The 14,906-nt window shown below is 59.8% G+C and carries 14 protein-coding genes; 4 read left to right on the top strand and 10 right to left on the bottom strand.

Going from position 1 to position 14,906, the window contains the following annotated elements:
- The first annotated feature begins 109 nt into the window (after positions 1-109).
- Positions 110-2,434, top strand: coding sequence for an ATP-dependent Clp protease ATP-binding subunit ClpA (clpA, locus tag ACR0BK_RS04650; RefSeq protein ID WP_480553909.1), 2,325 nt, complete (start codon positions 110-112; stop codon positions 2,432-2,434).
- A gap of 243 nt (positions 2,435-2,677) precedes the next feature.
- Here the strand turns inward: clpA and ACR0BK_RS04645 are convergent, their stop codons facing one another.
- The 3 genes from ACR0BK_RS04645 to ACR0BK_RS04635 all read right to left on the bottom strand — a co-directional run bounded on the left by ACR0BK_RS04645 (position 2,678) and on the right by ACR0BK_RS04635 (position 6,202).
- Positions 2,678-4,420 (bottom strand): peptidoglycan -binding protein, encoded by a 1,743-nt coding sequence (locus ACR0BK_RS04645; protein ID WP_480553908.1) that lies wholly within the window; start codon positions 4,418-4,420, stop codon positions 2,678-2,680.
- A gap of 3 nt (positions 4,421-4,423) precedes the next feature.
- Positions 4,424-5,602, bottom strand: coding sequence for a biopolymer transporter ExbB (locus ACR0BK_RS04640; protein ID WP_480553907.1), 1,179 nt, complete (start codon positions 5,600-5,602; stop codon positions 4,424-4,426).
- A gap of 69 nt (positions 5,603-5,671) precedes the next feature.
- Positions 5,672-6,202 carry a gamma-glutamylcyclotransferase gene (locus tag ACR0BK_RS04635; protein ID WP_267365629.1) on the bottom strand — a complete coding sequence of 177 codons (531 nt, stop codon included), beginning with the start codon at positions 6,200-6,202 and terminating at the stop codon, positions 5,672-5,674.
- 67 nt (positions 6,203-6,269) lie between these two features.
- On the opposite strand from ACR0BK_RS04635, the gene ACR0BK_RS04630 reads away from it, so the two are divergent.
- The gene (locus ACR0BK_RS04630; protein WP_480553906.1) at positions 6,270-7,271 is read left to right on the top strand and encodes a DUF2125 domain-containing protein; all 1,002 of its coding nucleotides are present in this window, start codon (positions 6,270-6,272) and stop codon (positions 7,269-7,271) included.
- Here the strand turns inward: ACR0BK_RS04630 and ACR0BK_RS04625 are convergent.
- From ACR0BK_RS04625 to ACR0BK_RS04610, 4 genes are all read right to left on the bottom strand, one after another.
- Entirely contained in the window at positions 7,268-8,119 is an 852-nt protein-coding gene (locus ACR0BK_RS04625) for an extensin-like domain-containing protein (protein WP_480553905.1), read from the bottom strand. The two genes, ACR0BK_RS04630 and ACR0BK_RS04625, sit on opposite strands and share 4 nt — an antisense overlap.
- On the bottom strand, positions 8,116-9,036 hold the full coding sequence (locus tag ACR0BK_RS04620; RefSeq protein ID WP_480553904.1) for a prephenate/arogenate dehydrogenase family protein: 921 nt from the start codon (positions 9,034-9,036) through the stop codon (positions 8,116-8,118). Before ACR0BK_RS04620 ends, ACR0BK_RS04625 begins: the two co-directional genes overlap by 4 nt.
- The gene (gene hisC, locus ACR0BK_RS04615) at positions 9,033-10,118 is read right to left on the bottom strand and encodes a histidinol-phosphate transaminase (RefSeq protein ID WP_480519187.1); all 1,086 of its coding nucleotides are present in this window, start codon (positions 10,116-10,118) and stop codon (positions 9,033-9,035) included. The genes ACR0BK_RS04620 and hisC overlap by 4 nt, the downstream gene beginning before the upstream one ends.
- Before the next feature lie 64 nt (positions 10,119-10,182).
- The gene (locus tag ACR0BK_RS04610; protein WP_480553903.1) at positions 10,183-11,598 is read right to left on the bottom strand and encodes an aminotransferase class V-fold PLP-dependent enzyme; all 1,416 of its coding nucleotides are present in this window, start codon (positions 11,596-11,598) and stop codon (positions 10,183-10,185) included.
- Between the two features lie 102 nt (positions 11,599-11,700).
- On the opposite strand from ACR0BK_RS04610, the gene ACR0BK_RS04605 reads away from it, so the two are divergent.
- The gene (locus ACR0BK_RS04605) at positions 11,701-12,162 is read left to right on the top strand and encodes an Lrp/AsnC family transcriptional regulator (protein ID WP_480519191.1); all 462 of its coding nucleotides are present in this window, start codon (positions 11,701-11,703) and stop codon (positions 12,160-12,162) included.
- Here the strand turns inward: ACR0BK_RS04605 and ACR0BK_RS04600 are convergent, their stop codons facing one another.
- Complete coding sequence (locus tag ACR0BK_RS04600) at positions 12,163-13,035, bottom strand: LysR family transcriptional regulator (RefSeq protein ID WP_480519193.1); 873 nt, start codon at positions 13,033-13,035, stop codon at positions 12,163-12,165.
- Between the two features lie 93 nt (positions 13,036-13,128).
- Here ACR0BK_RS04600 and ACR0BK_RS04595 point away from each other — a divergent pair, with 93 nt between their 5' ends.
- Complete coding sequence (locus ACR0BK_RS04595) at positions 13,129-13,410, top strand: DUF1330 domain-containing protein (RefSeq protein WP_480519196.1); 282 nt, start codon at positions 13,129-13,131, stop codon at positions 13,408-13,410.
- Positions 13,411-13,468: 58 nt separating this feature from the next.
- Here the strand turns inward: ACR0BK_RS04595 and rpsD are convergent, their stop codons facing one another.
- Complete coding sequence (gene rpsD / locus ACR0BK_RS04590; RefSeq protein WP_480519198.1) at positions 13,469-14,089, bottom strand: 30S ribosomal protein S4; 621 nt, start codon at positions 14,087-14,089, stop codon at positions 13,469-13,471.
- Positions 14,090-14,359: 270 nt separating this feature from the next.
- Positions 14,360-14,803 (bottom strand): hypothetical protein, encoded by a 444-nt coding sequence (locus ACR0BK_RS04585; RefSeq protein WP_480475404.1) that lies wholly within the window; start codon positions 14,801-14,803, stop codon positions 14,360-14,362.
- Positions 14,804-14,906: the final 103 nt, after the last annotated feature.

Genomic DNA, 14,906 nt, shown 5'->3' with positions numbered 1-14,906 from the left:
TTGAAGCCGGGCCACGATCAACCAAACTCTAATAGTATGAGGACATGGTTGGGATGGGGTTCCGGCCGAAAGCCCGCCCCCTTCTGACCCAAGACAGAGGAGCACCCGCGTGCCTTCATTCTCGAGCACACTGGAACAAGCCATCCACGCGGCCCTTGCGGCTGCGAATGAACGGCGACACGAATTTGCAACGCTGGAGCATTTGCTGCTGGCGCTTCTGGAAGAACCCGATGCGGTGCGCGTCATGAAAGCGTGCAGCGTCGATCTGGACGAGTTGCGCAGCACTCTGGTTGAGTTCATAGACGAAGATCTTTCAAATCTGGTCACGGATATCGACGGGTCCGAAGCCGTACCGACGGCAGCGTTCCAGCGCGTCATTCAGCGCGCCGCGATCCATGTGCAAAGCTCGGGCAGGACCGAAGTGACCGGTGCCAATGTACTGGTCGCCATTTTTGCCGAGCGCGAAAGCAATGCCGCCTATTTCCTTCAGGAACAGGACATGACCCGGTACGACGCGGTCAATTTCATCGCCCATGGCGTGGCCAAAGACCCCGCTTATGGTGAAAGCCGGTCGGTATCCGGTGCGGATCAGGTGGAAGAAGAAGCTCAGACAGGATCCGGCGACACGGAACAAAAAGAAAGTGCGCTTGGGAAATACTGCATTGACCTGAACTCGAAATCGCGCGCGGGTGATGTCGATCCGCTGATCGGGCGCGCGGATGAGGTGGAACGCTGTATCCAAGTGCTGTGCCGCCGCCGCAAGAACAACCCGCTGCTGGTGGGCGATCCGGGCGTGGGCAAAACCGCCATTGCCGAAGGTCTGGCGCACAAGATCGTCGCCGGAGAAGCCCCAGATGTCTTGGCACACACCACCATCTATTCGCTGGATATGGGCGCACTGCTGGCTGGGACCCGTTATCGCGGCGATTTCGAAGAGCGCCTGAAGGCGGTTGTAACCGAGCTGGAAGAGCACCCCGACGCGGTGCTGTTCATCGACGAAATCCATACCGTGATCGGTGCCGGTGCAACCTCGGGCGGGGCGATGGATGCCTCGAACCTGCTGAAGCCTGCGTTGCAGGGCGGCAAGCTGCGCACCATGGGCTCGACCACCTACAAAGAGTTCCGACAGCATTTTGAAAAGGACCGCGCTCTGTCGCGCCGGTTCCAGAAGATCGATGTGAACGAACCTTCGGTTGAAGACAGCGTCAAGATCCTGCGCGGTCTGAAACCCTATTTTGAGAAACATCACGACATCAAATACACCGCTGATGCGATCAGAACCGCAGTCGAGCTGTCGGCACGTTACATCAACGACCGCAAGCTGCCCGACAAGGCCATCGACGTGATTGACGAGGCTGGCGCGGCGCAGCATCTGGTGGCGGAAAGCAAACGGCGCAAGACCATCGGGGTCAAAGAGATTGAGGCCGTGGTTGCCAAGATCGCCCGCATCCCGCCCAAGAACGTCACCAAGGACGATGCCGAGGTGCTGAAAGACCTCGAAGCCTCGCTGAAACGGGTGGTCTTTGGGCAGAATCTGGCGATCGAGGCGCTGGCCAGCGCGATCAAACTGGCGCGCGCCGGCCTGCGGGAGCCTGAAAAGCCCATCGGCAACTATCTGTTTGCCGGTCCGACCGGTGTGGGCAAGACCGAGGTGGCGAAACAGCTGGCGGATACGCTGGGCGTTGAACTGCTGCGTTTCGACATGTCGGAATACATGGAGAAACACGCGGTCAGCCGTCTGATCGGCGCACCTCCTGGGTATGTCGGGTTCGATCAGGGGGGGCTGCTGACCGACGGTGTCGACCAGCATCCGCATTGTGTGTTGCTGCTGGACGAGATTGAAAAGGCGCACCCGGACGTGTTCAACATCCTGTTGCAGGTGATGGACCATGGCGAGCTGACTGACCATAACGGCCGTACAGTGAACTTCCGCAACGTGGTGCTGATCATGACCTCGAACGCGGGGGCGCAAGAGCAGGCCAAGGCCGCGATCGGGTTCGGTCGTGACCGTCGAGAGGGCGAAGACACTGCCGCGATTGAACGCATGTTCACGCCGGAATTCCGCAACCGTCTGGATGCCGTGATCTCGTTCGCGCCGCTGCCGAAAGAGGTCATTTTGCAGGTGGTCGAGAAATTCGTCCTGCAACTGGAAGCCCAACTGCTGGATCGTGGTGTGACCATTGATCTGACACCCAAAGCCGCCGAATGGCTGGCGGACAAAGGGTATGACGACAAGATGGGGGCGCGCCCGCTGGGCCGTGTCATTCAGGAATACATCAAGAAACCGCTGGCCGAAGAGTTGCTGTTTGGCAAGCTGGCAAAAGGCGGTGTGGTCCGTGTCTCGGTCAAGAAGGGTGATCTGGATCTTGAGATCCTTGGCCCGGATCAACCGCGTATTTCGGGTGACAAGCCCCCGCTTCTGACGGCGGATTGATTGCCTGACGCATCAAACAGAAAACCCGCCAACCAAGGCGGGTTTTTTGTTTTACCCAACACAGACGAGGACTCACCCGCCTACCCCAGGGTCGCAATGGCGTCTCGGTTAGGCTGCGCGTGAAACGTCTGGCGGACATGCGCAGCCATGATTTTTCAACGGCACGGGTCACTGTGGCCCGCATCGCCAATAACCGGTTGCGGATCGGCGGCTTGTTTTCGTGGCTACCAAGGGCCAGTGGCCTTACCTTTCAGTCAGCTTCAACTCGATCCGGCGGTTTTGCGCGTGTGCCTCCGGCGTATCAGCGGGGTTGACGGGCTGGAATTCGCCAAACCCGTTGGCTGCAAGGCGGTTGGGCGGAATGCCCAGCGCGTCAACCATATAGCGCACAACCGACAGCGCGCGACCCTGGCTGAGCTCCCAGTTGTCGCGATACCGGCCCGACCCTGCCAGAGGAACGTTGTCAGTGTGGCCGTCGACCCGGATCACCCAGTTCAGACCCGGCGGGATTTCAGCGGCAACACTACGAAGGATGTTAGCCACCTTGGCGACCTCCTGCTGCCCTTCTGCGGACAGTACGGCGGACCCGGTCGGGAACAGAACCTCGGAAGAGAACACAAACCGGTCGCCTTCGATGCGCACCCCTTCCTGACCGCCAAGAACGTCCCGCAAACGACCGAAGAATTCCGAGCGATAGCGTTGCAGGTCCTCGGCCTGTGCCGCCAATTCCTGGTTCTGCCCGGCCAGTACCTCGGCCTCGGCCTCAAGACGCAGGCGTTCCGCTTCTTCCAGCAGACGGCGCCTGCGTTCTTCGGATGCGGCACGAGCCAGTGCGGCGTTCAGGTCCTGCCCTAACGTCTGAATCTGCACCTCGGCGGCAGCGTTGCGTTCTTCGAAATCGTCAAGCAAAGCCTGCAAGGAGCCAAGTTGCCCGCGCAGGGCGGCGATCTGCTGGTTCAGCAGGGCGGCTTCTCGCTGCGCCTCGGCAGAGATTTCTTTTTCATCCGAAAGCGTCGCATTGGCGAGGTCCAGCAAGGCCTGCCGCTGCTCGGCCAGAGAGCGTTGTGCGTCGGCATCCGCCTGCGCCTGCGTCTGCGCCTGCAAAGCGGCTTCAAGCTGGGCCCGCAGTTCATCCGGGTTCACGTCACCAAACTGACGCTCCAACGCGGCACGCGCCGCCTGTGCTGCCGCCAGCAGGGTGAGTGTGTCTTCGGCCTCTTTGCGTTGCGCTTCCAGCGCAAGTGTCATGGCCGTCAGCTCGGCATCGGCATCCTGAAGGCGGTTACGCAATGCCTCGGCGGCGGCAGCTTCGGCCAGACGGGCGGCCTCTTCATCGCTGAGCTGCTGTTCAAGGGAGGTGATCTGGGCGTCCCGGTCGGCGCTGCCTTGCTCCAGATCCGCCACCAGCGCTTCCAGTGCTTCACGACGGGCAGCGGCCAAACGGGCGGCTTCGGTCTGCGCGTCGATTTCCTCGCGGCTTTGGGCAAGCGCCAGGTTCAGCGCCTCTTGCTCGGTCAACAGTTGCGCGCGCTGCGTTTCAAGCGCTGCAATATCGCCCAGTGCCCGTTCCTGTTCGGCCAGCAGGGCGGCAACTTGCGCTTCGAAGTTGGTGATCCGGGTCTGTGCCTGATCCAATGCGGCAGCCTGACGGTCGCGATCGGTGGTCAGTGACGCGATCAGTGACTGGGCCTGCGCCAGATCGTCTTCAGCCTGCGACAGGGTGGTGTTCAACGCCCCAAGCCGCGCCTGCAAGCGGCTGTTTTCGCGTTCTTCCAGCCCCAGCGCACCCGCCAGCGCCGCGATTTCGTCGGCCAATGTGGTCAGTTCGTCTTCCTGACCCGAGATGGTTTCGCGCAGCACAAACTGGATCACCATGAAGATGGTCAGCACAAAGGTCAGCACCATCAACAGCCCCGTCATCGCGTCGACGAAACCGGGCCAGACCGAGCCCTGGAACCGTTGACCGGTGCGGCGGGACAGCGCCATGGGTTATTCTCCTTCCGGCGTGGTACGCACCGCACCGCGCGGCAGGGTCAGCGCCTTGACCAGCAGTTCTATATCCTTTCGGAACTCGTTCATGCTTTCCTGACGGCCCGCCGAAATCTCTTCGAGGATACGCAGCAGCTGCACATCCATCGAGCGCAGGCGCATCCGGCTTTCGGCGTCGATGCCTTCACCCGCGCCGTGATCGCGCATGTGATCCAGCAGGGCTTCCTGACCCAGCGCCACGCGTTCCAAAGCCGAGGTGACTCCTTCGGTATTGGCCTGACGGTTGTTCATTTCACCGATCACATCGACCAGCAAACCCAGCTTGGCGGAAACCTCGGCGCGCTCGCTTTCCTGCGCTGAAAACAGATCCTGCAACGCATCCATCTGTTCGGACATAGCGTCCAGCACCGGCGTGAGCACGGCAATTTCGGCACCGCCTTCTTCTCCACCCGCGAAACCGACACGGGTGATCGAAGACAGCCATTCTTCAAGCTCGCGATAGAAGCGGTTCTGCCCGTGCCCTGCAAAAACTTCGAGCAAGCCGACGATCAGCGACCCGGCCAGACCCAACAGAGACGATCCGAACGCAACACCCATCCCCTGCAATTGCGCCTCGAGCCCGGTCATCAGGCGGTTGAAAACGGCCAGCCCTTCCTCGCCCTCCTGCGGGTTTAGGCTGCGGATGGTATCGACAATGGCCGGTACGGTTGTCGCCAGTCCAAAGAACGTACCCAAAAGACCCAGATAGATCAGCACGTTGGTGATATAGCGGGTGATTTCACGCTCTTCCTCGACCCGTTCGGCCACGGAATCCAGAATGGAGCGGGTCGAGGTCGAACTGATCTGCGACCGCGCACCCCGTTCGCGCAGCAATGAGGCCAGAGGTGCCAACAATTGCGGTGTGCGGGCGTCTTCACGAACAACACCGCCGACGAATGCCTCGATCCAGCGCACGGACCCGATCAGTTGTGTCACCTGATAGAAACAGGCAAACACGCCGATCAGGAACACCATCAGGATGAAGCCGTTCAGGTACGGGTTGGCGAAGAACACCGGCAACACATAGGGCAGCGCCAGAAACACACCCAGCCCGGACAGGCCGATCGCCATCAACATCAACAGAATCTGTCGCGTTGGATGCGAGAAATGGGGTCTCGCGCCCTGATGTGCCTGCGCCATGCGCGTGGTTCCCGGTATTTGCCTGCTCTGCGTCGAAACTAGCGAAATTCCACTGGTGACGCCAAGAGTTTATGCGGTAATACTGCGCACCCGTTGCGCCAACCACTCAAGATCGGGGTCGCGCAGGCCGATCTCGGCCAGATGTTCGGCAGTGTTGTAGAGGTATTCATCATTCGGGCCGCGTCCGCCAACCGCGTGGGCGATGATCCGGGCCTGATCCTCCAAAGGCATGCCGCCGCAGTATTGCACATGGTCGGCATCGATCACATAGGTCACGGCGTTGACGATGTCGCCATTTTCCAGATGCACATCCAGCATACGTTCGACATAGGCCGACGAGATCAGCTCGCGCTCGCGCAGTTCGTGCAGGGTGCGGTCTTCGTGACCGGTTTCAACCGCAAGGGCCAGACCGGTGCAGATCGCGTTTGCCTGTTCGTCCAGCGCCAGCACCAGACCCGGTTCTTCTTCGGTTCCCCGGTGGTGGATCGAGCTCATGCAGAAGGACCGGGCATAGCCATGCAGTGTCGCGCGTTCGCTGCGTGCGACCGGAAAGCCCGGATTCCACAGCAGCGATCCATAACCGAAAACCCACATCGTCATTGCACTGGTCCTTGCCCGTTTGGGCCTATAAACATCAATTCCGAGGCAGGAAAAAGGGCCAAAGCTCATGCGCCGTGTCATACGAGTAGTCATTTTTATCGGGATCCTGTGGAGCGCCTATTGGTTTGTCGCCGGATATGGCCTGCGCGTGGCAATCACTGGCTGGTTTGATCAACAACAGGCCCGTGGCTGGCTGGCTGATTTCTCGGACGTGACAACGGCAGGGTATCCGACCCACCACTTGACCCGCCTGAACAATCCCGCCCTTGCCGACCCGGTGAATGGCACAGCCTGGAGCGCGGACTGGATCGAATTCGAAAGCCCAGCGATCTGGCCCGGCCGGCAGGTGCTGCGGTTTGCCGAAACGCCCCAACGTCTGTCTTATTACGATCAGACGTCAACGATTGTCGCAGATGAGTTGATTGCCGAACTACAGTTGCAACCCGGCGTTTCGCTTGTGCTTGAGAAACTGGCGCTGACGGCAGGGGCTTGGTCGGTGACCGAAAACTCCACAGCACTGGCCGCTGGGGACACCCTAAGCCTGATCATGGCGCAAACATCCCAACCCGAAGCTTATGCCATTACCGCCCGCGCGGATGGGTTCACACCCGGTGACCGGTTGCGGGTCCTTATGAATTCGGCCGCGTCGCTGCCGCAGTCCTTCGAAACGCTGGAACTGGACATGGTCACCACGTTCAGCAAAGTCTGGGACAGGTCGGCGCTGGAACACAGCAGACCGCAGCCCGTGGCCATAGACCTGCGACTGGCCGAGATCAAATGGGGTGGGTTACGCCTGTTTGCGGCTGGTAAGCTGGATGTAGACTCACAGGGTGTTCCGAGCGGTGAGATCGCCGTCAAGGCCGAGAACTGGCGCGATATGATCGACATGGCAAACGCGGCAGGTGCCCTGCCCGATCAGGCGGTTGATCCTGTCACCCGTGCACTGAATTTTCTGGCAGGGTTGGGCGGCAACCCCAACGCGCTGGACCTGCAACTGAACTTCCGGGATGGTTTTGTAGCCCTGGGGCCGGTGCCGCTGGGCCCTGCCCCGCGGCTGATCCTGCGTTAACGGCAATACGCTCCGCTGCGGTAGCGTGCCGTATCCAGATGGAAATGATCGCGATGGTAGCCGTCCGAGTTCGGCCCCAATACCGTACCGAACGGGCCACACGCACCGCGCCAGATCTTCTGCAATTGCTTCTGTGACGGGTTCTTGCGCCATCCTTCTAGGACGGTCACGACCTCACCATCGGCCAACTTGAAGGCCGAAATATCGATGGCGCGTCCTTTGCCGTGCTCGGAAATCCGCGCGCCCTTGCGGTTGTTGCGAGTTCGGCACGCATAATGGGCTGCCACCTGCAATTCGACCACCGGGCCGCGACGTTTGAAGGTGGGTTTGACCGTTTTGTCGACCCATTTGTTCAGTGCAACTGCGGTGCCGCAATCCATCGTCGCCGGGCGGCTGAGTGCCACACCGGAAACAGAGGTGATCTGCACAGCATCTTTTACGCCACAGGCCGAGTTGTCGCTGCCGACCCTGCCGACGGGCTTGCCCTGAATGGCGATATCTCCGCAAACTGACCCTTTACGCAGCTTGCGCTTCTTGAAAAGCACCTGCTGTTCAAGCGATTCAGGTCTCAAGTAAGGCATCAGCGACGTGTCGGGCCCCAGCAGTGGCAATTTCGATGGTCGCGCCAGTGCAGCAGTGACCTGCGGTGAAACCGGACGTGAGATGGGGCGCAGATCGGTTATGGCCGCGACGGACACCGGGGCAACAGCGGACACAACCTGAACGTTGTGCTGGTCCAGAATCGGACGTGCGGGAGGAACCAGAGATCGTTCCAGAGGTGTTGCCTGTGTGGCCACGGCGCACAACGCCATGATCCCGATCAGAAATTGCCCCCGGTATAACCTCATGAACCTGCCTTTCCCCGCCCGAAATCCGGTGCGTCGGTGTCCTGCCCCGCGTCGATGATGCCGCGACGAATAGCACGGGTATGGGTGAAGTAGTCAAACAAATGTTCCCCGTCCCCGGTCCGGATGGCACGTTGCAGCGCAAACAGCTCTTCCGTGAACCGGCCCAGGATTTCCAGCGTCGCGTCTTTGTTGGACAGGAACACATCGCGCCACATGGTCGGGTCGGATGCGGCGATGCGAGTGAAGTCCCGGAAACCCGCGGCCGAGTATTTGATCACTTCGCTATCGGTCACCCGGCGCAGATCGTCGGCCACGCCAACCATCGTGTAGGCGATCAGGTGCGGCGCATGGGACGTGACGGCCAGAACCAGATCGTGATGATCGGCGTCCATCTCATCGACATGGGAGCCCATACCTTCCCACAACGCCCGAAGGCGGGCGATTGCATCCGGGTCGGTTCCTTCGACGGGCACCAGCAGGCACCAGCGATTGTCGAACAATCTGGCAAAACCCGATTCCGGACCGGAATGTTCCGTCCCTGCCAAAGGATGCGCGGGAATGAAATGCACACCTTCGGGGATATGCGGCTGAACTGCGTGAATGACATGCCGCTTGACTGACCCCACATCCGACAGGGTCGCGCCGGGCTTGAGCACGGGTGCGATGTCTTCTGCGACGGCCCCCATTGCCCCCACAGGCACGCAAAGAACGACAAGATCAGCACCTTCGACCGCTTCGCGCGCCGTGTCACAGACGCGGTCGCACAGCCCGATTCTGCGCGCGGTGTCACGTGTCGCCTCGGACCGGGCATAGCCGGTCACTTCCCCGGCCAAGCCCCCACGCTTGATCGCCCAGAACATGGAGGAGGCAATCAGGCCCAGCCCGATCAGCGCAACCCGGTTGTAAATCTGGCTCATGCTGCGCCCTCTTTGAATGCTGTAATCACCGCAACGACGCGGCGGCAGGCTTCCTCATCGCCCACGGTGATCCGCAGGGCATTCGGCAGGTTGTAGCCTGCAACCCGGCGGACAATCAAACCCTGCGTTTTCAGATAGTCATCACAGGCCTCGGCCTCGGCCCTATCGGCAAAACGCGCGAGGATGAAATTGGTACAGGACGGGTCCGAGGGTACGCCAATCTTGTCCAGCGCCTCGGCCAGCCACACTCGCAGGCGCGCATTTTCAGATTGGCAGAACGTCAGGAAATCGACGTCGCTGATCGCTGCTTCGGCTGCGGCCAGGGCTGTCAAAGACAGGTTGAAGGGCTGACGCACCCGGTTCAGAACATCGATAATCGATTGGTGCGCATACCCCCAGCCGACCCGCATCCCGCCCAGCCCGTACACTTTCGAGAATGTGCGGGTCATGATTACGTTCTCATACGCATCCACCAAAGACGCGCCGCCATCGAAACCGTCGACGAATTCGGCATAGGCACCGTCCAGAACCATCAGGCAGGTATCAGGCAGACCCTGTGCCAGATGGTCCAGCTCGTCGTTCGAGATCATGGTCGAGGTCGGGTTACCGGGGTTGGTCACAAACACGATCCGCGTCTGGCTGGTTACGGCGGCCAGAATGGCATCCACATCGACTTTGCGGTCGCGCTCGGCCACCATGACCGGTGCGGCACCTGCCATGCGGGCGATGATCGGGTACATGGAGAACCCGTGTTCGGTATAGATCACCTCATCCCCCGGCCCTGCATAGGCCTGAGCGATGAATTGCAGCACCTCGTCGCTGCCGACACCGCAGATGATCTGCGCAGGGTCCAGTCCGTGACGCGCGCCGATGGCCGCGCGCAAACTGGCGTGGTCGGTGTTGGGGTACCGATGCAAAGTGGCCGCGCTGTCGCGCACCGCCTCAATCGCCTTGGGGCTGGGGCCGAACGGGTTCTCGTTCGAGCTCAGCTTGATCACATGCTCAACACCCGCCACATGCGACTGGCCGCCCTGATAAAGCGCGATGTCCATAATGCCGGGTTGCGGGGTGATCTTGGTCATGAGAGGCTCCGTTGATTGGGCCCCTCATACCTGTCTCAACGGATTGAGAAAAGCGGCAATTCCATCATGCGGCCTTGAAGCGCGCAGTCGCCGGGTCGGCGTTGTAATACGGCACGAATTCCTCGGTACGGCGGGACAGGTCATTGACACTGTCGATGATGAATTGAACCGTTTCCTCGCTCATCAGGTACGAGAAATTCAGGCGTACCCAGCCGGGTTTCTTCATCTCTTCGCCCGCAGACAAGGCCGCGTGCAGAGCCTCGGACGCGGCGCGGTCAATCCCCAGCAGGCGGTGGGCATAAGGCCCTGCGCAGGCACATCCGCCACGTGCCTGAATGCCGTAGACGTCGCTGAGCATCCGGGTAAACAGCTGCTGATGCACAGGCTGCCCCGCATTGTCGCGCACGAGGAAAGAGAAGATCGGCAGGCGATGCGAATTATTGACCCCAAGCAATGTCAGGTGCGGGTTATCCTTCCACCCGTCCAGCGCCATCTGGTTGTACTGCGCCTCGCGTCTTGCGATTTCTTCCGTGCCGACGACATCCTTGACGATAAAGGCAAGCGCCGCGCGGATATCACCGATCACGTTGGGCGTTCCCGCCTCTTCCCGCGCAGACAGGTCCGCGCTGTAGTCATGCCGCCACGGTGACACGAAACTTACGGTGCCACCACCCGGCCAGCTGGGGCAGTTCCGTTTGGCTGCAGCCCGGTTTACGATCAGAACACCCGAGGCCCCCGGACCGCCCGGAAACTTGTGCGGGGAAACGACGATCGCATCCTTGCGCGCGTCCGCCGGCCCCATATCCATCGGCAGGTAAGGCCCGCCCCCGGCGTAATCCCAAATCGCCACAGCGCCATGCGCCTTGAGCAACCGCGTCACCGGATTAGGGTCCGTGACAATTCCGGTTACATTGGACGCCGCCGAAAAGGAACCGATCAGAAGATCGGCGCCTGCATGGGTCAACAGCGCGGTTTCCAGCGCCCCGAGGTCAACCCCGCCGCCTTCGGCCTCGGGGATTTCAACCACAAGTGCCTTGCTTTCCCGCCACGGCAGGATGTTCGAGTGATGCTCGTACGGACCAATCAAGACAACCGGTTGGTCGGCCTCTGCCACCCCGAGCAGGCTGACCAACCGGTTGAGCCCCGCAGTGGCGCCAGACCCGGTGAAGATCACCGCGTCCTCTTCCTGGGCACCAACAATGCGGGCTATTTCCGCCCGCGCCTCGCGGCGCAGATGTGTCATGTAAGATCCGCAGTAAGAGGCCTCGGTGTGGCTGTTCGCGTAAAACGGCAACACATGTTGCGCCACAAAGTCTTCGACCTGCCGCAAGGCGCGACCCGAAGCGACGTAATCCGCATAGACAAGCGGCACGTCCCCATGCAGACCCGGGATCAGAACATTCTCTCCGATCAGCCCATCGCGCAGGTTTGAATTGTGAGCGGTGGAACAGAGTTCCGCACGAAACTTGGACAGGGACATTGCATTGGCTCCTAACTGTCCGACTAATGTGATTTATTGTCAGCGCGAAAACTTCACCTATTATTGCATAGATTTTAAAATCTTTGTGTCATATGATCAGTAATGGCATCAAAATTGGATCAAATTGACACACGCATTCTGAAAGAACTGCAGAAGGACGCCACCCTGTCGCAACGGGAGTTAGCGGATCGTGCGGGGCTTTCGCAGAACGCCTGCTGGCGGCGGCTGAAGGCTTTGAACGAAGATGGCGTCCTGATCGGTTCAACCGCCCGCATCGCACGCGAGAAATTGGGCCTGAGCCTTGTGGTCTTTGTCATGCTGCGCACGCGGCATCATTCGACCGAGTGGCTACAGGCCTTTCGCAGCCACGTTCTGACGATCCCCGAGGTCGTGGATTTTCATCGTATCGGCGGTGACTATGATTATCAGCTGAAAGTCGTCACACAGGATATGGCGTCTTACGACAAGGTGTATCAACGGCTGATCGAAAAGGTCGAGCTGGACAGTGTCACGTCGTATTTCGCGATGGAAGCAATCGCCGAAGGACGACCATTGCCGATATGATCACGCCGTAAACAACGGGCGTTTTTGCTTGAAAAAGGGCACCGCGATGTCGCGGAATGCGACCAGTTTTGCCGAAGGCCAAACATCCGGATGCGCCACGATCCAGATATCTGCGTAGGGTTGCGGTGAAAGGACCGGAACCTGCACCAAGCCCCGGAGTGAGCGGCCCAGAAACACCGGCATACGCACAACGCCCAACCCTGATTGTGCAGCACCCGCCATCGCGACCATGTCATCAAAGCGCATATGTATCCGCGAGTTCGGATAGATTTTGTCGACGCCGTCCGGCAGGTTCGGCTGCTTTTCATAAAGCAACCAATCCACGGGCGCGTTCGGATCTTGCCGCATTCGCGCGGCCCTTTCAGGCGTGGCAAAACAAGCGCTGTGCTGTTGCGTCAGGCGCAGACCTTTCAACGTATCGCCGGGGTTGCGGCTGATCCGGATCGCAATGTCGGCTTCGCGTCGATTAAGGTCCAGAATCTCGTTTGCCGCGCGCACCTGCAAAGACACAGCAGGGTGCCTTTGAGCAAACTCGCCCAGCGCCGGGGACAGAACATGGGCAATTAACAGTTGCGGCGCGGTTAAGGTCAGTTGCCCTTCCAATCGGGCATCTCGCCCTGACAAACCACGCAGCATCGCGTGTTCTGCGCTTTCCATCCGGGCAGCATATGCAGCGACAAGGTGCGCTGCTTCTGTCGGCCGATACCCGTCGGTCAGCCTTTCGAACAGCACTTCACCTGTCGCAGCTTCGGCGCGCGCTATACGGCGCGCGACAGTTGTGTAGTTGACGCCAAGCTCTTGTGCCGCGGCGGACAGGGTGCGCCTTCGAACCACGGCAAGTACGGCCCGGTAATCATCCCAATGAATATCCATACATGCAAATTCGCACATCATTGATGCAAATACACGCGTTTTCGCAAAGCAGATCACACCCTAGCTTTTGCCCACACATCAAGGAGAAAAGCCATGATCTATGCCTACGCAAAACTCACTGTAAAGAATCCCAACGCTCTGGCCGCATATCGCGAACAGGCCGGGACTGCATTGGCCCGCCATGGCGGAAAAGTCGAACACGCCACCGCAGAAACAACCGCGCTGGACGGCGCGCCGGACTTGCCTGATGTTGCAGCCCTGCTTTCCTTTCCCAACCGGGACGCGGCGCTGGGATGGATCAACGACCCGGAACTAAAAGACATCCACGAGCTGCGTCGCAGCGCAGGCGCGTCAGATATCGTTCTGCTGGGCTGAAAATGAAAAGAGCCGCACCCAAAGGTGCGGCTCTGAATTCCGGATCGGAATGCGAAGATCAGTTCTTCGCGTAGAATTCGACGACCAGGTTCGGTTCCATAATGACCGGGTACGGCACATCGCTCAGGCCCGGTGCGCGAACGAACGTTGCGGTCATTTTCGAATGGTCGGCGTCGATGTAGTCAGGAACATCACGCTCGGCTAGGGCAACAGCTTCCAGAACAACAGCCAGTTGCTTGGACTTGTCACGCACTTCGATGACGTCGCCTTCTTTGACGCGGTAGCTGGGGATGTTGACACGCTTGCCGTTCACTTTGACGTGACCGTGGTTCACGAACTGACGCGCAGCGAAGACGGTCGGTACGAATTTGGCGCGATAGACGACGGCGTCCAGACGGCGCTCCAGCAGGCCGATCAGGTTTTCACCGGTGTCGCCTTTTACACGCTCGGCTTCGGCATAGATGCGGCGGAACTGCTTTTCGGTCAGGTCGCCGTAGTAGCCTTTCAGCTTCTGCTTGGCACGCAGCTGCAGACCGAAGTCTGACAGTTTGCCTTTGCGGCGCTGGCCGTGCTGGCCGGGGCCGTATTCACGACGGTTGACCGGGGATTTCGGACGACCCCAGATGTTTTCGCCCATCCGGCGGTCGATTTTGTACTTGGCAGACGTGCGTTTGGTCACGGCTGATCTCCTTCTTTAGGTCGATGCCCAAACGGGCAACTATGAAGGGCGTTGTCCTCTTGAGGTTTCCCTCATGACAGGCTTCCCCTTGCGGGGGCCACCAACACCAATGAAGCCGCGCTTATATCCGCAAAGCCAGCAGAGTCAACATGGCATTCAACGCAGTTTCGAATATCTGCAAAGATATGTTCGCCGCAAGCAGCACAGGCTCCTGCACGTATGCGACGACCGCCGTCACACCGCCTTTGTCAAGAAAAATACAGGTCGCGTTCAGGCCGGAAATGCAACGACGTTCCCGCCGCCTTCAACACCCGCCTTGTGCACCATCACAACCTCGGTCACGTCGACGATCCAGAATTCTTCATCCCGTGGCGGGCAAGCGCCATCGAAAACGATGGTCGGTGCTGCATCATTGGTGTCGGCAACAAGGTTGGCTGAAAACCGCTGCGACCCATTGGTAAGTGTCAAAGCGCCGGTCACATTGCCGGAAACTTCCCGGACAATCGGAAAGCGGTTCTGCAAACGGGTTGCAGCGCCCCGCGCATATCCTATCTGTTCGATGCTGTTTTCGGCCTCGGCGCTCAGCACTATCGCCTGTCCGCGCCATGACCAAGCCGCGCCGACGGCCAGACAAGCCAGAGGCGCGTCCTCGAGTCCGTCAATTTCAGTTTGATCCCATGAAATGGCTACCTGACCGTTAACTCCGGCTCTCATCTGCCCACTCGCACTATTTAACATCCCGATATTCAATCATTGCTTATCAGCACAAAATCCGGCGGAAAAGAGACGGGAATGCAGCATTCACAAGAATGTTGCA

Source organism: Ruegeria sp. AF1, from assembly GCF_056542125.1.
The sequence above is the reverse complement of the archived record's forward strand: the minus strand, read 5'-3'. Positions and strand labels throughout refer to the sequence as shown.

Excerpts from the sequence above, each read along its gene's own strand:
- ACR0BK_RS04645 (WP_480553908.1), bottom strand. The coding sequence starts at position 4,420 with ATGGCGCTGTCCCGCCGCACCGGTCAACGGTTCCAGGGCTCGGTCTGG.
- ACR0BK_RS04640 (WP_480553907.1), bottom strand. The coding sequence starts at position 5,602 with ATGGCGCAGGCACATCAGGGCGCGAGACCCCATTTCTCGCATCCAACG.
- ACR0BK_RS04635 (WP_267365629.1), bottom strand. The coding sequence starts at position 6,202 with ATGACGATGTGGGTTTTCGGTTATGGATCGCTGCTGTGGAATCCGGGC.
- ACR0BK_RS04630 (WP_480553906.1), top strand. The coding sequence starts at position 6,270 with ATGCGCCGTGTCATACGAGTAGTCATTTTTATCGGGATCCTGTGGAGC.
- ACR0BK_RS04625 (WP_480553905.1), bottom strand. The coding sequence starts at position 8,119 with ATGAGGTTATACCGGGGGCAATTTCTGATCGGGATCATGGCGTTGTGC.
- ACR0BK_RS04620 (WP_480553904.1), bottom strand. The coding sequence starts at position 9,036 with ATGAGCCAGATTTACAACCGGGTTGCGCTGATCGGGCTGGGCCTGATT.
- hisC (WP_480519187.1), bottom strand. The coding sequence starts at position 10,118 with ATGACCAAGATCACCCCGCAACCCGGCATTATGGACATCGCGCTTTAT.
- ACR0BK_RS04610 (WP_480553903.1), bottom strand. The coding sequence starts at position 11,598 with ATGTCCCTGTCCAAGTTTCGTGCGGAACTCTGTTCCACCGCTCACAAT.
- ACR0BK_RS04605 (WP_480519191.1), top strand. The coding sequence starts at position 11,701 with ATGGCATCAAAATTGGATCAAATTGACACACGCATTCTGAAAGAACTG.
- ACR0BK_RS04600 (WP_480519193.1), bottom strand. The coding sequence starts at position 13,035 with ATGGATATTCATTGGGATGATTACCGGGCCGTACTTGCCGTGGTTCGA.
- ACR0BK_RS04595 (WP_480519196.1), top strand. The coding sequence starts at position 13,129 with ATGATCTATGCCTACGCAAAACTCACTGTAAAGAATCCCAACGCTCTG.
- ACR0BK_RS04585 (WP_480475404.1), bottom strand. The coding sequence starts at position 14,803 with ATGAGAGCCGGAGTTAACGGTCAGGTAGCCATTTCATGGGATCAAACT.